This is a genomic window from Providencia sp. PROV269, from assembly GCF_028477785.1.
GTDB classification, from domain to species: domain Bacteria; phylum Pseudomonadota; class Gammaproteobacteria; order Enterobacterales; family Enterobacteriaceae; genus Providencia; species Providencia rettgeri.
In genome coordinates, this window is the sequence record NZ_JAMPLV010000004.1 from 178,858 (window position 1) to 199,890 (window position 21,033).

The 21,033-nt window shown below is 41.2% G+C and carries 16 protein-coding genes; 9 read left to right on the top strand and 7 right to left on the bottom strand.

The annotated features are described in order from the left end of the window. The first annotated feature begins 11 nt into the window (after window positions 1-11). Both PR683_RS07265 and PR683_RS07270 read left to right on the top strand, forming a co-directional pair. The gene (locus PR683_RS07265) at window positions 12-1,091 is read left to right on the top strand and encodes a fimbrial protein (protein WP_109911470.1); all 1,080 of its coding nucleotides are present in this window, start codon (window positions 12-14) and stop codon (window positions 1,089-1,091) included. 13 nt (window positions 1,092-1,104) lie between these two features. Beyond that, window positions 1,105-1,809, top strand: coding sequence for a fimbrial biogenesis chaperone (locus PR683_RS07270; RefSeq protein WP_109911469.1), 705 nt, complete (start codon window positions 1,105-1,107; stop codon window positions 1,807-1,809). Between the two features lie 39 nt (window positions 1,810-1,848). On the opposite strand, the gene PR683_RS07275 is transcribed toward PR683_RS07270, so the two are convergent. Beyond that, entirely contained in the window at window positions 1,849-3,000 is a 1,152-nt protein-coding gene (locus PR683_RS07275; RefSeq protein ID WP_004912716.1) for a 3-phenylpropionate MFS transporter, read from the bottom strand. An 81-nt stretch (window positions 3,001-3,081) separates the two neighbouring features. Next, entirely contained in the window at window positions 3,082-4,335 is a 1,254-nt protein-coding gene (gene glyA, locus PR683_RS07280) for a serine hydroxymethyltransferase (protein WP_004912718.1), read from the bottom strand. A 462-nt stretch (window positions 4,336-4,797) separates the two neighbouring features. Here glyA and hmpA point away from each other — a divergent pair, with 462 nt between their 5' ends. Next, complete coding sequence (gene hmpA, locus PR683_RS07285) at window positions 4,798-5,997, top strand: NO-inducible flavohemoprotein (RefSeq protein WP_004912719.1); 1,200 nt, start codon at window positions 4,798-4,800, stop codon at window positions 5,995-5,997. A 188-nt stretch (window positions 5,998-6,185) separates the two neighbouring features. Here hmpA and glnB read toward each other — a convergent pair whose 3' ends face one another. The 5 genes from glnB to PR683_RS07310 form a co-directional block, all read right to left on the bottom strand. Then, window positions 6,186-6,524 carry a nitrogen regulatory protein P-II gene (gene glnB / locus PR683_RS07290; RefSeq protein ID WP_004912721.1) on the bottom strand — a complete coding sequence of 113 codons (339 nt, stop codon included), beginning with the start codon at window positions 6,522-6,524 and terminating at the stop codon, window positions 6,186-6,188. Window positions 6,525-6,536: 12 nt separating this feature from the next. Further along, window positions 6,537-8,159, bottom strand: a complete 1,623-nt coding sequence (locus PR683_RS07295; RefSeq protein ID WP_004912723.1) for an NAD+ synthase — start codon at window positions 8,157-8,159, stop codon at window positions 6,537-6,539. Window positions 8,160-8,247: 88 nt separating this feature from the next. After that, a complete protein-coding gene (glrR, locus tag PR683_RS07300; protein WP_004912726.1) occupies window positions 8,248-9,588 on the bottom strand; it encodes a two-component system response regulator GlrR in 1,341 nt (446 codons plus the stop codon). Beyond that, window positions 9,585-10,415: a two-component system QseEF-associated lipoprotein QseG gene (qseG, locus tag PR683_RS07305; protein ID WP_109911468.1), complete on the bottom strand. Its 831-nt coding sequence runs from the start codon at window positions 10,413-10,415 to the stop codon at window positions 9,585-9,587. The genes glrR and qseG overlap by 4 nt, the downstream gene beginning before the upstream one ends. After that, window positions 10,415-11,854 (bottom strand): sensor histidine kinase, encoded by a 1,440-nt coding sequence (locus PR683_RS07310; protein WP_004912732.1) that lies wholly within the window; start codon window positions 11,852-11,854, stop codon window positions 10,415-10,417. The genes qseG and PR683_RS07310 overlap by 1 nt, the downstream gene beginning before the upstream one ends. A gap of 1,117 nt (window positions 11,855-12,971) precedes the next feature. On the opposite strand from PR683_RS07310, the gene PR683_RS07315 reads away from it, so the two are divergent. The 6 genes from PR683_RS07315 to fbpC all read left to right on the top strand — a co-directional run bounded on the left by PR683_RS07315 (window position 12,972) and on the right by fbpC (window position 20,957). Next, window positions 12,972-13,598: a response regulator transcription factor gene (locus PR683_RS07315; protein WP_109911466.1), complete on the top strand. Its 627-nt coding sequence runs from the start codon at window positions 12,972-12,974 to the stop codon at window positions 13,596-13,598. A gap of 7 nt (window positions 13,599-13,605) precedes the next feature. Further along, window positions 13,606-15,132: an MASE1 domain-containing sensor histidine kinase gene (locus tag PR683_RS07320; RefSeq protein WP_272571324.1), complete on the top strand. Its 1,527-nt coding sequence runs from the start codon at window positions 13,606-13,608 to the stop codon at window positions 15,130-15,132. Window positions 15,133-15,211: 79 nt separating this feature from the next. After that, window positions 15,212-16,564, top strand: a complete 1,353-nt coding sequence (gene uhpC, locus PR683_RS07325; RefSeq protein ID WP_226537939.1) for an MFS transporter family glucose-6-phosphate receptor UhpC — start codon at window positions 15,212-15,214, stop codon at window positions 16,562-16,564. A gap of 14 nt (window positions 16,565-16,578) precedes the next feature. Continuing rightward, window positions 16,579-17,610: an ABC transporter substrate-binding protein gene (locus PR683_RS07330; RefSeq protein WP_272571323.1), complete on the top strand. Its 1,032-nt coding sequence runs from the start codon at window positions 16,579-16,581 to the stop codon at window positions 17,608-17,610. A 202-nt stretch (window positions 17,611-17,812) separates the two neighbouring features. Continuing rightward, a complete protein-coding gene (locus tag PR683_RS07335; RefSeq protein ID WP_109911463.1) occupies window positions 17,813-19,891 on the top strand; it encodes an ABC transporter permease in 2,079 nt (692 codons plus the stop codon). A gap of 16 nt (window positions 19,892-19,907) precedes the next feature. After that, window positions 19,908-20,957 (top strand): ferric ABC transporter ATP-binding protein, encoded by a 1,050-nt coding sequence (gene fbpC, locus PR683_RS07340; RefSeq protein WP_123382552.1) that lies wholly within the window; start codon window positions 19,908-19,910, stop codon window positions 20,955-20,957. The last annotated feature ends 76 nt before the right edge of the window (window positions 20,958-21,033 follow it).

Consider the following 21,033-nt stretch of genomic DNA (forward strand, 5'->3'; position numbering starts at 1 on the left):
AGGAAAACATGATGAAAAAAATCACTTTAGCACTGATGCTTTCCAGTATATTGGCTTATAGCCAGTATTCCTCAGCACATTGTAGACAAACATCTACAGTGACGGCTCCCGCTCTTGCTTTTGATTTATCGACAGAACTTACCAGTACATCGACTCAAGTTAGTAAAAATAGCAGAACCATCTACCCTGGAACTTTTACCTGTACTGCAAGAGGATTGCTTTTTCCTAACTCTATCGGTATTGCATCCCCCTTCCAAGGCAGAACAGCCACTATTGGTTTTAATGGTGGAAAGCAGTTTGTCTCAATTACAGTCACTGCATTAGAAAAAGATAGAGTTGTCGGCCTTACGGAAGGTATACATCAAGGTAGTGAGCTCGATACAAATTTTACCGTTCAATTTAATTTGCTCACAGCCAAACCCGGAACCAACTATGTCGAAGTATCAGGAAGTACCGCCACAGTTACCCCTATTGTACTCGCCTCTGATGCATCCAGCTTGGGAATTCTACAGTGGTTATTAGATATTGTAGTCAAATTAGTCACTTTTCTGTTAACGCTACAATGGCCAACCAGTGCCGATGACATCTACTTACAACCAATGACCTTAACTTATAATCCCATTCTCACTACCTGTAATTTTGTTAACCAAGGTTTAGTCGTTGCGCTACCCCCAGTAAGTATCAATGCGGTGAAAACTGTAACCAGAGCAGGCTACACGCCATTCACGCTTAACTTTACCTGCCAAGACTTTTTAGCAGGCGGTAATGCTTCTCGTGATGTATCTATTTTTTTATCCAGTAGTAATTTACTCTCAAATGATAAAACAACCTTGAATAATACCATTAGCCAAGGTGCTAAAGGCGTTGGTTTCCGATTAGTTAGCGCAAGCAATCTCAATACACCGTTAGTACTTTCGGATAGCGTAGCAGCTAAAAATGGCGCGACAAATATTTTTACTGTCCTTAAAGGAAATCCGATTTCCCCTTCTTTTTCAGTAAACTTAGGTGCTTATTACCATGCATACAACCCAAGTAGTGTCACTCAAGGACAAGTCTCAAGTACTGCAACCGTGGTGATGTCATACAATTAGAAAGGAAAATATTATGGACGGAATAATTAAAATCACAGGGTTTGCTACGTTACTATTTTTTAGCGTCCAAGCATGTGCGAGCCTTGTTTTACAAGGAACACGAATTATTTTTCCTAGCGATAAAAAGGCCGTCGGGATTCAACTGACTAATTACAGTGAACAAGCCACATTGACTCAAAGTTGGGTGGATGAAGGTAACCTCGATTCAACACCAGAAACGACGAACGCGCCATTTATTGTGACCCCCCCCGTTACTAAAATCGCGGCAAATGACGGGGCTCAATTACAAATACGCTTTATTGGCGACAAACTCCCTACGAATAAAGAGTCTGTATTTTATTTAAATGTATTAGACATTGCGCCAAAGCCAAAACAAATAAATAGTGCAAATATGCTGCAGTTCGCCATTCAAACACGGATTAAAGTTTTTTATCGACCAATTGCGCTTATAAATAAACCAGATGATTTAATCAATAACATTAAATTCCATTTAGCTAAAGATGGCATTATCGTCAACAACCCAACCCCTTATTTTTTAAGTATTGCCAATATCTATCTAGCTAATAATGAAAGCCGTTCTATTACAAAAAGCTCGATGATTGCGCCATTTTCATCACAAATCTTCCCTTCAACCGCCGTCATTAATCACGGAGAAAATATAACAATGATTTATATTGACGATACAGGGAAACAAATTCAGTACCAAACCAAGCTATAAAAATAGGTTTAGCCCCTTTTATAGCTTGGTTGATAAATACTAGGATTGAGCTACAACTTTAGGGCGGATAAACACGGCAGGAATAGCAAGAAGCGCCATTAAATAGAAAACTACACCATGATGAGCAGGCACTCGCTCATAAATATACCCCACAATAATAGTCAGGACGGCTAACCCACCACCGGTTGCGAGGGCAGAGTAAACACCTTGTAATGGGATAATTTCATTTTCTTTTCTTGCGCTGATAAAGCGCATTGCCGCTAGATGACAAATCGTAAAAGTCCCACTGTGAAGAATTTGCACTACAATTAACACAGGTAATGCAGTAAACGCCCCCATCAGCCCCCAGCGGATAATTCCACAAAATGCGGATAACAGCAGTAAATTACGCGCACTCCAACGCCGGAACAAACGGTGACTTAACATAAATACAATGACTTCAGCAACCACCCCCAGCGACCATAAATTACCGATCACTAAATCTGAATAACCCGCCTCTTTCCAAAATAGGGAAGCAAAACCATAATAAGCTGCATGGGCCCCTTGTAATAAGGTCACACAAATTAAAAACCTAACGACGTTTTTATCAGCAATCAACTGTTTAAAAGTGACTTTATTGCCACCTTCAATTTTCGCCGCTCCCATTGGCATAATTGCCGGTTTCATCATTGCGCCTAGTAATAATGCTAAACAGCTTACTATCAACGCTACCATGATGGCTTTATTACCCCAAACACCTGCTAAATACCCCATCAATGAGGAGCCAATAATAAAAGCTATCGACCCCCAGACGCGAATTTTGCCATAGTCAAAGGTAAATTGTTTTTGCCATGTTCCTGCCAGTGAATCTCCTAACGGAACCATTGGCGCAAAAAATAAGTTAAAGCCTATCATTACAAATAGCAGCCATGCCCAATGAGAACCCAAAGCAAAACCAACAGAGAAAATGAGTGAAAGCCCTGCAAGTAAACGTAGTGCCGTAATCAGTTTCGAGGGCTCTTTAACTAAAGGAGTAATGAACATCGCGCCAAGGAAACGGGCTGCTAACCCTACCCCTAACAAAACACCAATCATTTCTGCATCAATTCCCTCACCTTGTAGCCAAACTGACCAAAATGGTAAGAAAATACTGTAGGCAAAAAAGTAGGTAAAATAATCAATGGCTAGCCAACGCGTTGATGGAATGACCATCATCCCTCCGTTTTTTCAATGCAAAAAACCCGCTCATACATGCATGTAGAAGCGGGTTTTAATCACGAATTGTCGTTTAAATTATGCGTAAACTGGGTATTTCTTGCAAATTGCTAATACTTTTTGTTTTACGCTCTCAATGGTCGCTTCGTCATTGAGGTTGTCTAGGATATCACACATCCAGCCCGCTAGCTCACTCGCTTCTGCTTCTTTAAAGCCGCGGCGTGTAATTGCAGGAGAACCGATACGTACACCAGACGTTACGAATGGGCTCTTAGGATCGTTAGGTACACTGTTTTTGTTAACTGTGATATTCGCACGGCCCAGTGCAGCATCTGCATCTTTACCTGTGATATCTTTGTCTACTAAATCCACTAAGAACAAATGGTTTTCCGTTCCACCAGATACGACTTTATAGCCACGTTTTTGGAAAACGTCGACCATTGCTTTGGCATTTTTAGCCACTTGTTGTTGGTAAACTTTGAATTCTGGTTCCATCGCTTCTTTCAATGCAACCGCTTTACCTGCAATCACATGCATTAAAGGGCCACCTTGAGAACCTGGGAATACGGCTGAGTTGATTTTTTTGTATAACTCTTCGTCACCACCTTTAGCTAAAATTAATCCACCACGTGGACCTGCTAAAGTTTTATGTGTTGTTGTCGTCACAACATGTGCGTGAGGCACTGGGTTTGGATAAACACCAGCAGCAATCAAACCTGCTACGTGAGCCATATCCACAAACAGATAAGCACCAATGCCATCTGCGATTTCACGCATTTTTGCCCAATCAACCACACCTGAATACGCAGAAAAACCACCGATAATCATTTTTGGTTTATGTTTTTCAGCTTGCGCTTTGATATCATCGTAGTCAATTTTACCGCTTTCATCGATGCCATAAGGCACGATGTTGTACAGTTTACCTGAGAAGTTAACTGGTGAACCGTGAGTTAAGTGACCACCATGTGCCAGATTCATCCCCAGAACAGTATCACCTGGCTGTAATAACGCCATGTAAACAGCAGCGTTAGCTTGTGAACCTGAGTGCGGTTGCACGTTCGCATAGTCAGCACCAAATAGTTCTTTCGCACGGTCAATCGCTAATTGTTCTACCACATCAACATACTCACAACCGCCATAGTAGCGTTTGCCTGGGTAGCCTTCTGCATATTTATTGGTTAGCTGAGAACCTTGAGCCTGCATGACTCGTGGACTGGTATAGTTTTCAGAAGCAATTAATTCAATGTGTTCTTCTTGACGTTGTACTTCTTGCTCCATTGCTTCCCATAATTTTGGATCGTAGTCAGCAATATTCATTTCACGCTTTAACATTCGCTTCTCCTGCCTCAGCAATTCAATAGGTTGAAAATCGATTCATCGCAATGACACACAGTGTAAACTCTTTTTCTCTCTTGAGATAGCCCTAAAGAAAAAATATACGCAAACGATTGCATTAATTTTTTTCACTTCATTTGCTTCTGAAGGCTCCACTATAAAATAGCTTAAATTTTAATTTTTAACGTAGAAACATCCAGATTTGCTAGCCCCTTCTCATTGTGTGCTTAATTCCGACATATTTTCCCAGTTTGAGTCTTTACATAAAACCTTAAATATTATAAGTTGTATTTAAAATACATGTTTATAAATAAACTTTATGTCTCTCAAAAAAGAGTGATTTATTGGGATGAAATATACTTATCCCAATGATGTAAAAGGATATGTTTGTACAAAACTAAAAACTGACGCCTTACGATCACTACGATGAGAACATGAAAATAATTCAGGAGCACCTGTATGCTAGATAGCCAAACCATCGCCATTGTTAAATCCACCATTCCTGCCATTGCTGAAACAGGGCCAAAACTAACCGCACATTTTTATGATCGGATGTTTAAACAACACCCTGAACTAAAAGATATTTTTAACATGACTCACCAAATGAATGGCGACCAACGTGAAGCTCTATTCAACGCTATTTGTGCTTATGCGGTAAATATTGAAACCCCTGAAGCACTGATTTCAGCGGTTGAAAAAATTGCCCAAAAACACGTTAGTTTAAATATCAAACCTGAGCATTACCCTATTGTTGGGGAAAATTTACTGGCGGCTATCGATGAACTACTTAGCCCAGGCCAAGAAGTACTTGATGCTTGGGGAAGAGCTTACGGGGTCTTAGCTGATATCTTTATTGGTCGTGAAGCAGTAATTTACCAAGAGAATGCAGATAAAATTGGGGGCTGGGAAGGTTTACGTGAATTTAAATTGAAACAAAAACAGCCCCAAAGTGATGTAATCACCAGTTTTGAATTCGTACCTGTCGATGGGAAACCTGTCGCGGATTACCGCCCAGGCCAATATATCACTATTTATGTCAACAACCAGGGATTTGAAAACCAAGAAATCCGCCAATACTCACTGACGACTGCGCCTAATGGCCGTAGCTACCGTATTGCAGTAAAACGTGAAGAACAAGGCTCAGTTTCTAATTTCTTACATCAACAATTAAATGAAGGTGACCATGTACTACTCGCCCCACCCTGTGGTGATTTCTTCATTGATGTTGATGGCCAGACACCTGTTACCTTGATCTCTGCAGGCGTTGGTTTAACCCCAATGCTGAGTATGTTAAATCATCTAACAGAACAAGGTCACAATGCTCAAGTTAATTGGTTCCATGCCGCTGAAAATGGTGCTGTTCATGCCTTTAGGCACGAAATTCAACAACTATTAGCAAAACAACAAACCAGCCAATCTGCGATTTGGTTTAATCAACCAAGAGAGGAAGATCGTCTCGGGTTTGATTACCAATATGAAGGTTTAATGAATTTAGAATTGGTACGTGAATGGATTGAGCAACCGAACATGCAATTCTATTTCTGTGGCCCTGTTGGTTTTATGCAGCACGTAGGCAAACAGCTAATTGCAATGGGTGTCGATGCCGATGCTATTCACTATGAATGTTTTGGACCACATAAAGTATTACCCCTCAATTAATGGATAAAAAATGCTCTTCTGTTTAGAAGAGCATTCTCTGAAACATGTTAACTGAAGAAAATGGTTTAAATGGTTAAGTGTTTGCCATTTTTCTAAATTTAGCGGTAACGGACTCGCATAATAAATACGCAATTCTAATCCCATTCCTGTGTATTTTCCGTTACCGCTTTTTCACATAACGTAATTTATTAAATCGCTTCTTCATCTTGCTCACCGGTCCGAATACGGATCACTCGAGCTACATCATAAACAAAGATCTTCCCATCGCCAATTTTGCCCGTTTGGGCCGTTTGCATAATGGTTTCGACACAGTTTTCAACAATGTCATCAGGGACAACAATTTCAATTTTAACCTTAGGTAAAAAATCAACCATATACTCTGCACCACGGTAAAGCTCAGTATGCCCTTTTTGACGTCCAAAGCCTTTCACTTCAGTTACCGTCATTCCGGTAATACCCACTTCAGCCAATGCTTCACGAACATCATCAAGTTTGAATGGCTTTATAATTGCATCAATTTTTTTCATAAATAATTCCTGTTATGACCAGTTTTTACGGCCAAAACCTGAGGTGATCGGATAGCGGCGATCTTTACCGAAATTACGCATCGTAATACGTGGCCCAACAGGAGCCTGACGGCGTTTATATTCATTAATATCAACAAGACGTACAACTTTTCGTACCACGTCTTTATCAAAACCAAGTTTGATTAAATCATTAACTGACAAGTCTTTTTCCACGTAGCCTTCCAATAATGCATCTAACACATCATAAGGCGGCAAGCTGTCTTGATCTAATTGCCCTGGAGCAAGTTCTGCTGACGGTGGCCTATCAATCACACGTTGAGGAATTGCTGGAGATAATGTATTACGATATTTAGCTAACTCAAAAACAAGGGTTTTAGGCACATCTTTTAACACATCAAAACCACCTGCCATATCGCCATATAATGTTGAATAACCAACAGCAGATTCACTTTTATTACTGGTAGTCAACACTAAGCGACGACGTTTATTTGACATTGCCATTAAAATAACCGCTCGGCAACGTGCTTGTAAGTTTTCCTCAGTGGTATCAACCGCGGTTCCTTCAAACATCGGCGTTAACTGAGCCATAAAGGCATCAAACATCGGTTCGATGGATACGATATCGAATTCAACCCCAAGCAAATCAGCTTGCTCTTTAGCGTCGTGAATACTCATTTCAGAAGTATAGCGGAATGGCATCATGACAGCTTGCACATGCTCTTTCCCTATAGCATCAACCGCAATAGCCACCGTTAGCCCTGAGTCAATACCGCCTGATAGCCCTAAAATTGCACCATTAAAACCATTTTTATTGATGTAGTCACGAGTTGACATAACTAAAGCTTGGTATACCTGAGCAACTGGGTCATTCTCAATAAATACGCTACCTTCGCTCACCAATGCAAGTTCATCAAATTGAACTGTGATAACTTGCTCTTTAAATTCTGCCAATTTAAAGATTTGTTTACCTTTATTTGCAATGACTTTTGAGCCACCATCAAACACCAATTCATCTTGCCCACCCACTTGGTTGAGATACACAATTGGCATATGAGTGCGTTTGCAATGTTCGACTAATAAGTCGGTTCGAATATGTTCTTTATGAATATCATAAGGAGATGCATTGATGGTTAATAATATTTCAGCACCCGCCCCTTTGACTGCATCTACTGGCTCGTCATACCAAATATCTTCACAAATTAATAAACCGAGCTGATAACCTTTAAATTCAACAACACAGGATTTTTCATCTGCAGTGAAATAACGGGGTTCATCAAACACACCATAATTTGGCAACTCTTGTTTAAAATAGCGAGCGTGCAATTTGCCTTGATAGAAAAAGGACAGCGCATTATAGATATCATCCCCTTCATACCATGGGTGACCAACAATAATCGCCGTTTCTTGGCTGGCTTTTTGCAAACGGTCGAGTTGTACTAAACAGCGGTCCTCGAAATCAGCTCGGAAAATTAAATCTTCTGGTGGATACCCTGTCAAAGACAGCTCTGAAAACATGACAATATCTGTGTTTGGTGCTTGTTCACTCACAACTTGCAGCATGCGATCGCAGTTGCCTTCGATGTCACCGACTAACCAATTAAGTTGTGCTAGTGAAATATTAAGCTTACGGCTCATAAGGTATTTTTTCTCCCGGAGCGTGAATATGAATTGCCTTATTCCACATAATGTAATCGATAACAACCATGTGGTAAATAATACTTATTTATTCTTTAAAATCATTAGCTTCTAAATCATGACGGCCAAGTAATTTATAAAATTCTGTACGGTTTCGTCCTGCCATTCGGGCAGCTTGGGTAACATTTCCTTTCGTCATTTGTAATAACTTACGTAGATAATTCAATTCGAACTGATTGCGAGCTTCAACAAATGTTGGTAGCGCCGTATTTTCACCTTGAAGTGCTTGGCTAACCAGTGCTTCGCTTATAACAGGAGACGTCGTTAATGCTACACACTGTTCAATCACATTCACTAATTGACGGACATTGCCCGGCCAGCTCGCTGTTATTAAGCATTTCATTGCATCACTGGAAAAACTACGTACGAAAGGTTTATGACGTGATGCAGCTTCACGCAATAGATGATTAGCTAATAATGGAATATCTTCTGAACGTTCATTTAACGCAGGAATACGTAAGTTGACCACATTTAAACGATAGTAAAGATCCTCACGAAACTCATTTTTTTCCATTGCTTTTGGTAGGTTACGGTGAGTTGCAGACAGAATACGTACATCAATATCTAAATCACGGTTGCTACCTAAAGGACGAACTTTGCGCTCTTGCAATACCCGCAGTAATTTAACCTGCAATGGCATTGGCATATCACCAATTTCATCTAAAAATAACGTCCCACCACTGGCTGCAAAGAATAACCCTTCGCGATTACTAACTGCGCCAGTAAAGGCGCCTTTTGCATGCCCAAATAGTTCAGACTCTAATAATTGTTCAGGTAGTGCACCACAGTTAATGGCAATAAACGGCTTACGCGCCCTAGGGCTAGCTTTATGAATCGCCTGCGCTAAAACCTCTTTACCTGTACCACTTTGCCCGTTAATCAATACGCTAACATCAGATTGTGCCACCATATGCGCTTGTTCTAACAGGCGTATCATTAAGGGGCTACGTGTGACAATACCAGAGCTCCACTCTTCATCACTTATGGGTGTTGAAGAGAGCGCGAGTGCTTCATCAATCGCTTTATATAATGCGTCTTTGTCGACTGGCTTAGTTAAAAAACTAAATACGCCTCGTTGTGTTGCCGCGACGGCATCAGGAATCGAGCCATGAGCTGTTAATATAATGACAGGCATGTTTGGATGGGCTTTTTGTATCTCATCGAAAAGCGCCATGCCATCCATTTCATCCATACGTAAATCACTGATCACTAAATCTAATTTTTCTTTTTGTAAGATTTTTAGCGCTTCAGGGCCGCTCTCTGCGGTAGTGACTTTAAAGCCTTCACTACTCAAACGCATACCTAACAGTTTCAGAAGACTTGGGTCATCGTCAACTAGTAACAAATTTGCTGACTTACGATTCGTCATTTTTGTTCATTCTCCGATGAATTTTGCTCTACTGGAGAAGATGCGCTGCTATCAGGCTTTGGCTCTTCAGAGGAAATAGGTTTATCTCCTTCAACCCCATTTTCTACCTCTTTTTCGGTTTCGTTCGTGCTTTTCTTACGAGAAGAAAGCTGACGTTCAATATCCGTTAAGTTTTCAAGCTTACGGGAGGTCGTATTCAGTTCGAAAGCCAATTTAGCATTATCTTCTTTCAAGCGGTCGAGCTTTGTATCCATTTCTTGTTGTAGGCGCTTATAACGAGCCCCCGCATCTGACAAGTTGATAATTTGCACCTGTTGCTCACGCCATAATTGCAATAATGGCCGTACTGCTGTTGGAAAATTCAAACTATACGTATTAATGCTATCCAGCATTTTGCGACGTTCAGCAATAGACGGATCTGCAGAATTCAACAAAATGTTCTGTTGAAATGCACTCGACCAGTTTGTTACCTCGATTTTACCTGCTTCCTCACGTGCTTGACTGGTTTCAGTACGATCGGCACAATCCATCATTCGCAACCAAAATAGCGCGTTTTCCCGTGCAGTAGGTTGGTCATTGTTCCAGATCGTTTCACATGATGTATACCGATAGTCCGTAACTTTTACCTCAGGCACAACGACTTGCGCTAGAGTTTCGAGCGGTGACTGGCCATTTTTAGCGACACATCCACTTAAGATTAGGGAAAATAAGACCGCCCCAAAATTGAGCCCTGTACGTCTCATCACATAAGGTACTCTTCGATTATTTTTACTTAACGATGCGTTACGGTAAAGTACCGCCCAAACACCTGTAGACCGATTTACCATTATTCATTCTCTGCGGTTAGAGGCAGTTCAATTCTAAAACAGACATCTGCTGATTTAGTGGGAACAAGAGAAAGCTCACCCCCCATTTGTTTAATACAATCTTGCGCAATACTTAGCCCTAGCCCACTTCCTTTAACAGCACCTTTTCTTTGTAATGAGCCTTGATAAAAAGGTTCAAAAATCATGCTTTGCTCAGATTCAGGAATTGGCGTACCCGTATTCGCAACTTCAATTAGCAATTTATTGCCTGTTTGTCGACTAGAGATCCAAATATTACCTGATTCGCCGCCATAGTGCACCGCATTGGAATAGATATTATCAATAACTCGCCCAAGAAGTGAGGGTTCAGCTAAACAGCTATCCACTTTTAAACGCACTTCTGTTTTGATGTTTTTAGCCCGTGCGGGTAAGTTATGTGCTTTGACGATATCTTCAATGAGCTTTTGTAAATCAACAATCTGTGCTTCTGGTGGGTCATCTACAAGCTTACGATTATAGTCAAGTAATTGCTCAATAAGTTGCTGAAGATGCTTACTACTGTGATCCAAAATTTCTACAACTTCTTTTTGAGACACCGTTAATGGTCCAGCTACCTCATCAGCAAGTAACTCCGTTCCTTCACGCATACTCGCAAGAGGTGTTTTTAATTCATGTGAAATATGGCGAAGAAATTCATGACGCTGTGATTCAAGCCATGCTAATCGCTCACTTAACCAAATAATACGCTGCGCAATTGTCCGTAATTCCCTAGGGCCTTTAAAGCGCTCAATATTATTGGCTATCGTGCGTCCAGTTCCAAGACGGTTAATCATTCGTTCGATAGCTTTAACTGGGCCAATAATCATCCTTGTGAATAATGCAACTAGTAAAGCGCTTAATAAGAATAAAATTAAGCTCTGCCAGCCAAATAATTGACCTTTATTCGCAATTGCTTTTTGTAACTGTTCTCCACGGCTAAAAATCACATCACGAGTTTCTTGCACTAATGAGGCATTTTCGGCAGAAAACTGTTCTAAAGCTCGTGTAATTTTTTCTGTCGGCTCATTGTTTTCACAAGCGACCGTTTTAAGTGCATCCAAAGTGTTAGTCAATGCGGAGGTGTCTGACGAAGTGGGTAAGATTGTTTTCTGACGCTCGAACATTTGCTGATAATCTGCAAACTGTTTCTGATATTGCGTTTGCAAGGTGGGATCTTGTAACACACAATATTGACGATAGCTCCGTTCCATTTCTAAGGCGAGACTACTCATCACTTCACTACGCCGTGCGTCAAGCAACGTGGTTTTATTGATATTGGCAGCTTGGTTACTAAGTTGCTCCAGACTTTGATATGCCTGGTAAGCGAGTACTAATAAAGGAAGTAGTACAAGCCAAAATGCCATCACAACGAGTTGGCGCAAGGAGCGCGGGAAAAAACGCCATTTACTCAATACATTCATCTCATACCCATTCAACGTATTGCAATGGTAGCAGAACTCGTTGTCATGCGAAAAGCACAATCCAAATTATGTGTCCCATAGCGTTAAAATCAGACTAAGTGTAACAACTAAAAGCAATGAACGTGCCAATTTAATTGGTAAAAAATGATAATTTTCAGATAGGTATGTTCATCGCTCCGGATGTTCCTTTTTCGCATAAACGAAAGCATAAAAGAATCAATAGGTCTTATTAAATGAATTCTTTCGTCTTTTCTTTAGTTTTTGCTTTAAAAATAAAACACTCAGCTATGCCCTAAATAATTCGGATTGCAGCTAGGCGCCAAGTGAAGATATCTCTATAAGTATGTGATTCGGGTAGACGAGAGCAGCCAACAACGCTGTGGTACAAAGTATGACGGGCATTATGGTGGGCATAAAATAGGAAGGCGGGATAAAGGACTTACCTTTACTCCGCCAGCGATAACAACTACTCTGATTCTGATGGTTACTGCTTTTATATAATTATGTCTTTACATTAAAGATAATTATATAGGTGGTGCCTCACTCCACGTGTCGCCCTGTGTTTGATAAGGCCCGAAGGCGAATATCTGTGCTGTTGGACGGTAGGCACCTTACTTTGGCGTCATTCTTGGTTTATGTGGTATGTACCCAACTAATTTTGGACCTACATAAGAAGTTGAATGAGCAACTGAATATTATTATGCACATGCCGTGCCAACTTTTCAATTTATTTTTTAACACATTAAAAAATAAGACAATTTATTTTTTATCGTCTATTCAGTGATTCTGGATACACTGAAACGGTTTATCTCTTTCTCAATATTGTCGCTAATTTAAGACACCCTAAACATCAAATTTATAAATCTATATTTATCAATAAGATAAATGTCTCCTTTTGGCGACACCCCAAAGTGGCGTCTGTCGCTATTTTTATACACCTTGTTTTTTGGTTATTTATTATTCAATATGAATAAGTTTGCGTGAAAATTTTACCCCAATAAAAAAATTGCTCGTCATTATGGATGAACAGCAGAATTTTACATTCTGCTGGTAGCTAATCTTTCTCGATATTGATATAAGATTTCCCAATATCCTACTCATCAAATTGATAAAAAATATGATAAAAATCGCTTTAGTTGATGACCACGTGGTTGTGCGTTCTGGTTTCGCTCAACTTTTAACACTGGAACCCGATATTTCTGTTGTTGGGCAATATGCGAATGCCCAAGAAGCTTGGCCTAATTTGCTTAATTTGGATATCGATGTCGCCATCATGGATATATCGATGCCAGATGAAAACGGTTTACAGCTTTTATCACGTTTACGTCAAAAAAAGCCTGATTTTCGCACCATTATATTGAGCATTTATGATACCCCAGCCTTTGTGCAAAGTGCTTTAGATGCGGGAGCCAGCGCGTATTTAACTAAACGTTGTGGCCCTGAAGAGTTAGTGCAAGCTGTTCGCTCTGTCCACCAAGGCGGCTGCTACTTATGTTCCGATGCTATGCGAGCACTACGCCACTCACCTCAACAACAGCAAAGCCTACATGAATTGACACCTCGGGAACGGGAAGTATTTGATTTATTAGTTGCTGGCTTGAGTGTAAAAGTGATCGCAGAGCAACTTGAATTAAGCCATAAAACCGTGCACGTTCACCGCGCAAATATATTAGGCAAATTGCAATGCGAAAATACCATCGACCTTGTTCACTACGCGCTAGAACATAATCTAATTTCACGGTAATTTAGGCATGAATAAAAGCTTACGGTTAACGCTGCAATCCATCTTCTTATTTTTTACTTATTCGCTGTTATGGATTGGGTTGTGGATCATCGGCTTTTATTTAAGTCAAAACAGTTTTCAGGCAACTTTATTTCTGCCGCAAGGCTTACGCCTAGCATTGATGATTATCCTTTGGCGACGCTACTGGCCAACACTGCTACTTAGCGAAGGGATATTAAATTTTTGGTTATCATCAGAGCAACTTCTCTTCCAACCTATTTTACTGTTATCACCGTTATTAAGTCTCGGTGTTGCTTTTGTTATTCAAAATATCTGGTGGCGTTATACGTTATATTGGCAGCGGTTATTATTATTACTCGCAGGCGTTGCGGCAAATAGTGTATTACATGCTTTATTATTCAGTGGGTTATCATCTTATTCCATTAGCCAATTATTCCTAACAACATTAACCGGAGGGATACTGCTTTCTCCTTTTGTTTACCTTATTTATGAATATCTACACGAACAGCACTACCAAATGCTCCTTGATTATGGGACGCCAGATAAGCAATTACGAACCTCTTTAATTGTTTGGTGTTTTCTATTTTGTGTCGTTGGACTCAGCGCCCAAGTATTTTTTGCTCCCGAAATTGAACGGTTAATTGTCTTACTGGTGTTTATTCCTAACGTTTTTATGGCTTATCGTTATGGCTGGCAAGGTGGCGTACTTTCTGCATTATTAGGTAGTTTAATCATTACTTTTGCCCGGCAATTTCACGGTGCATTTGCTGATTTAGAAGAATTAGAAATGTTTCTCAGCACTCAAGCCTTAATTGGTATTGGCCTTGGGATAGCAATTAGCCGACAAAAACAGCTGGCGAGTAACCTACAACGTTATCGCCAACGCTTAGAAGAAGAACTAAAAACACGGCGCGACTTAATGTTGCAGCTCGTGCATACCGAAGAAGATATCAAAAAAGCGATTGCCCGTGAGCTGCATGATGAAATTGGGCAAAATATCACCGCGATTCAAATTCAGTCGATGTTAGTGAAAAAAACAGCAACAGATGACATCAGCCACCAAGCAGCAAGTCAAATAAATGAATTAGCGCAACAAATTCATCAATCTACGCGGCAATTATTGCGCCAGTTGCGCCCTCCTGTGTTAGATGAAATGTCGCTTGAAAATGCACTAACACACTTAATTGCTGAATTTTCTTTTCCACAGAATAATATTCAATGCCACTTTCATTATGGCTTACAAACAACACCGATCAATGAAACAGTGTTGTTTACGCTTTATCGCCTCGTCCAAGAGTTACTTAACAATATCAGTAAACATGCAAAAGCCACACAAATCCACATATCTCTTAAGCAAATAGGTGACTCGATCCAGCTTGTTGTTAATGATAATGGCGTCGGCATTCCATTTAGCAAACGCACTAGTGGCTTTGGGTTGCGCGGTATTGAGGAGCGAGTTCGAGCCTTAGGTGGTGATTGGACATTAACAACCCAAAACGGAACACAAATAAGTGTTAACTTGCCCACATTTTAAGATAAAACATCGCAAAACTAGGAATAATTCCTAGCCCTCTAATACCTTCTCTCATCCTTTTTGTTAAAAACTTGATTACATTTTCCTTAACAAGAGAAACCGCCCTATGACAGGTAAAGACACGTTGAGTCTGGATAACACGTATCGTTTTTGGCGTCGCCGCTTAATGCTATCAATGATTATTGGTTATGCCACTTTTTACCTCACACGAAAGAGTTTTAACTTCGTGATGCCTGTTATGCAAAACGAACTGTTTCTTGATAAAAGTGACATAGGTTGGATAGCGACGTCGTTTTATTTGACTTACGGAATCTCCAAGTTTCTTTCAGGGATTTTCCACGATATTACAGGATACCGTTGGTTTATGGGGGTTGGCTTAGTGATGACGGGGTTACTCAACATCATTTTTGCCTATTGCTTATCATTTCCAGCGTTATTAATTGTTTGGACATTAAATGGCTTTTTCCAAGGTTGGGGTTGGCCGCCTTGTGCACGCATTCTAACGCACTGGTATTCACGCAATGAACGCGGGTTTTGGTGGGGATTATGGAATATCTCCATCAACCTTGGGGGAATGTTACTGCCCTTGCTTACCGCGTTATTGGCGACCCAATACAGTTGGCAAATGGCCTTAATTGTCCCTGGTGTTATTGGTGTCATTATTGGGCTGTGGTTATGTCGTCAATTACGTGGCACACCGCAAGAAGAGCAGCTTCCAAGCGTTGGGCAGTGGCGACACGATGTTTTGGAGTTGCGCCAAGAGCGCTTATCGCCGCCAATGCCAATGCTAGTGATATTAAAAGATGCCATCATTTTTAACCGTATGATTTGGTTACTGGGCTTCTCCTATATTTTGGTTTATCTCATTCGCATGGCGATAAATGATTGGGGAAATCTATGGTTAACAGAGAAACATGGCACCAATTTACTCAGTGCGAATGCAACATTATCGTTATTTGAGCTGGGCGGATTATTAGGGGCACTCTGCTCTGGTTGGGGCTCTGATATTCTGTTTCGTGGCCAACGAGCGCCTATGATCCTGCTGTTTTCATTGGGTCTTTGTGTCTCAGTAAGTGCCTTATGGTTAACGCCAATTCATCACTATGCTTTATTGGCTGCATGCTTCTTTGCGATTGGATTTTTTGTTTTTGGACCACAAATGTTAATCGGTCTAGCTGCAACAGAATATTGTCATAAAAAAGCAGCTGGAGCGGTAACAGGTTATCTCGGTTTGTACGCCTATTTAGGGGCGGCGATTGCCGGGTGGCCACTCTCTCAAGTCATTGCACATTATGGTTGGTCAGGCATGTTTTCCTTACTTGCCAGTGCCGCGGCTTTGATGGGATTACTGCTAATGCCTCTATTGATTGCCAATGTCAGCAAACGAGAGCATTTGGCGGGCACTGTTTCACCCTCTGATAATAAAACCTGAATAAAGGACTGACAATGAAACTGAAAACTCTCTCTACGCTTGTTGCTGCAGGCTTATCCCTTGCAGCTATTACTACCACTGCAAATGCTGCGGGCCGTTTAGTTGTTTACTGTAGCGCCACTAACGCCATGTGTGAAACTGAAACACAAGCTTTTGCTAAGAAATATGATGTCAAAACCACCTTTGTACGTAATGGTTCTGGCAGTACGTTAGCCAAAATCGAAGCTGAAAAACGAAACCCACAAGCTGACGTGTGGTACGGCGGTACATTAGACCCACATTCACAAGCAGGGGAAATGGATTTACTTGAACCATACAAATCGCCAAATCTGGCTGAAATCATGCCACAATTCCAAGACCCTGCAAAACGTAAAGGTAATTACTCTTCCGCAGTTTACATCGGTATTTTAGGGTTTGGCGTTAACAAAGACCGCCTAAAAGAGAAAGGGTTACCTATCCCAACTTGCTGGAAAGATTTAACCAAACCTGAATATAAAGGCGAAATTCAAATTGCAGACCCACAAAGTTCAGGAACCGCTTATACCGCATTAGCCACTTTCGACCAATTATGGGGTAATGAGCAAGCCTTTGATTACCTTAAAAAATTAAACTCAAATATCTCTCAATATACTAAGTCAGGTATTGCCCCAGCACGTAACGCCGCTCGCGGTGAGTCGGCCATTGGTATTGGCTTTTTACATGATTATTCATTAGAAGTGGAAAATGGCGCGCCATTAGAGCTTATCGCACCATGCGAAGGTACTGGCTATGAAATTGGCGGGATCAGTATCCTGAAAAATGCACGCAATATGGATAACGCGAAACTGTTTGTTGATTTCGTCTTATCGAAAGAAGCCCAAGAGTTAAGTTGGAAAGAAGGAAAATCTTACCAAATCTTAACCAATACGACAGCTGAGTCATCTCCTATTTCTTTAAAACTCAATGAGTTAAACCTAATTAATTACGATATGGACAAATACGGTGATTCTGATGTCCGTAAGAACCTTATCAATAAATGGGTAACAGAAGTCAAAATGAGCAAATAGCTATCTCGTGCGGTGGCCATCCACCGCACTGAGCTCTTACTAAACTAAAATAAAAATTAAATTTAATTAAGCTCTGAATAATTTGAGTTGTCGCCAGCGCCGCATGACGTTATCCCTAAACGCATACAAAAGTATGTGACTGGGGTAATGGAGTGAAGCCAACACTGTGACAGCGCAATATATGACGAGCTTAGGGGGAACTATGTCTCAAACCCTAACCTTATCGACCTCAACCAAAAAAGATAGCATATTTTTTTGGCTGCTGATTGCTTGGCTAGGTTTCGCGTTGCTGCCTTCTTGGAGCTTAGACTATGGCGTACTTGACTCAACACAAGACGAAATCATAGCGGCTTACGGTTGGAGCAACCTAAACATTAGCTGGCTCTGGTATTTATTGCCTTCTATTTTATTTATTCGCCCGTTAACACCAGCGGATCGTTACCATAAAACCCGCCATTATTTCGATATTGGCGTGGCGGTTGTCACCGCAGCCGTGGTGATCTTAACCTCCTATTTTGAAGGAAAAGGGTTAGGTTACTCAACTATTGTACTATTTATCGCCTTGGGTATGGTGATGACACTGGCGTTAACTCGACTTGAGTGGCTCGGTGGAGACCAATTCGTTATTGGCTCGCTAATCACCGTTGTTGCTTTGATAACCCTGTTTATTGTGTTCCCGAGTGTCGCTATTTTCATTCCGATGTTTACTGATGGAAATGGGGACTTTGCACCATTCGCCTTTGTGGCAATTTTGACGCAATCTCATATTGTCCAAGTTATTATTAACTCAGTATTTTTATCGTTAGCGGTAGGGGCTGGCTGTACTTTCTTTGGCTTAATTTTAGCCATTTATACGACGCGTATTGCTAAACGCTCTGCCATCATTGGCCGTGTTTTTTCTATTTTGCCTATCGTCACTCCGCCATTTGTGGTTGGCTTAGGGGTCACCTTGATGATGGGGCGTTCGGGCTATATTACTGAATTCCTTGCGACCTATATGGGTCTGGAAAATACCAACTGGTTATATGGCTTCACCGGTATTTGGTTGGCTCAAGTCCTCGCATTTACCCCTATGTCATTTATGATTTTAGATGGGGCAATTAAAACCATTCATCCATCATTAGAAGAAGCGTCGTACACACTGCGGGCAAACCGCTACCAAACGTTCTTTAATGTGTTTATGCCATTACTGAAACCTGCTTTGGCGAACGCATTTTTAATCGTCATTGTGCAATCGCTTGCTGACTTTAGTAACCCATTGGTTTTAGGCGGTAACTTCGACGTACTCGCAACGCAAATTTACTTTTATATCACCGGTTCACAGCTGGATTATCAAGCCGCCAGTACCTTGGGTGCATCACTATTAGTGTTCTCACTATTAGTCTTCTGCGTGCAGTATATGTGGATAGGTAAACGCTCCTATGTCACCGTATCAGGAAAATCTTACCGTGGTGATGTTCAGCCTTTACCAACGTCATTAATTGCCACTGTGACCACTTTCTTAGCGATTTGGGTTGCATTTAACGTATTGTTATACGGCAGTATTTTCTACGGTAGCTTTACCGTTAACTGGGGTGTTGATTACACCTTAACTTTCGATAACTTTATAAAATTATTCGGTCAAGGAATGAGCGATGGTGCGTGGCCATCATTGTTGGATACCCTTCTGTACGCCGGTATTGCCGCCCCCATCACCGCGATCCTCGGTTTATTAATTGCCTATATTGTGGTTCGCCAAGAGTTCCGCGGTAAAAAGACCATCGAATTTACCACGATGCTGTGCTTTGCCGTACCGGGAACAGTTGCGGGCGTGTCATACATCTTAGCCTTTAACGATTCCCCATTTTATTTAACGGGAACTGCCGCTATCGTCATTATATCAATGACCATGCGTAACGTTCCTGTCGGGATCCGTGCAGGTATTGCAGGCTTAGGGCAAATTGATAAATCGTTGGATGAAGCCTCTCTCAGCTTACGGGCGGGTTCAATGCGTACCATCTTCTTTATCTTACTGCCATTGTTGCGCCCAGCCATTTTATCAGCGCTGATCTATAGCTTTGTCCGTGCGATCACCACGGTCAGTGCGATTGTATTCTTGGTTACTCCTGATACTCGCGTCGCTACAGCCTATATTTTGAACCGTGTAGAAGACGGTGAATATGGCGTTGCTATTGCCTATGGCTCAATCCTGATTGTCGTAATGTTGGCAATTATTTTCTTATTTGACTATTTGATTGGCGAAGCCCGTGTTTCACGTTCCAAAGCCAAAAATGCAGAGTAATCACGGAGTAACTGACATGACACAACATAATTTTGTTGAACTAAAAAATGTGACTAAACGCTTTGGCAACAATACCGTCATCGATGATTTAAGTCTTTCTATTCCGCAAGGTAGCATGGTGACCCTACTCGGCCCATCCGGTTGCGGTAAAACTACCGTATTACGCCTAGTGGCGGGGTTAGAAAAACCCACTGAAGGCCGCATGTTTATTGATGGCGAAGATGTGACAGACCGTTCAATTCAACAGCGTGATATTTGTATGGTTTTCCAATCCTACGCCCTATTCCCACATATGTCGTTAGGGGATAATGTCGGTTATGGCTTAAAAATGTTAGGATTACCCAAAGCGGAAATTAAAAAACGAGTTGAAGAAGCATTAGAGTTAGTGGATTTGGCCGGTTTTTCTGACCGTTTTGTTGACCAAATTTCTGGAGGTCAGCAGCAGCGTGTAGCCTTAGCTCGTGCATTGATACTCAAGCCTAAAGTGCTATTATTTGATGAGCCATTAAGTAACTTGGATGCAAATTTGCGTCGTAGCATGCGTGAAAAAATTCGTGAGTTACAGCAACAGTTCAATATCACCTCTTTATATGTCACCCATGACCAAAGCGAGGCTTTTGCGGTTTCGGATATGGTTCTAGTGATGAATAAAGGGAAAATCATGCAGTTAGGTTCACCGCAAGAGCTATACCGCCAGCCAGCGTCAAAATTTATGGCGAGCTTTATGGGGGATGCAAATATTTTCCCTGCAACTCTTAGCGCTGACTCGGTGGATATTTTCAATTATCGTTTACCGCGTCCAGAGCAGTTTGTTACAGATAAAACTGCGGTGACTGTGGGGGTTCGTCCTGAAGCCATCACACTGAGTTTGCAAGGCGAAGATAGCCAATGCTGCACAGTTACTCACGTTGCTTATATGGGACCTCAATACGAGGTCACTGTTGATTGGCACGGTCAATCTATGTTACTGCAAATTAATGCGACGCAGTTGCAACCCACTATTGGGGAAAAACTTTATTTGCAGATCCACCCATACGGCATGTTTATCTTAACCGAAAAAGAATAATTTCTAATTCAATCACTTAAACCGTCACTTCATGGTGACGGTTTTTTTCGTTATTAAGTCCAATTAAAAAAGCAGA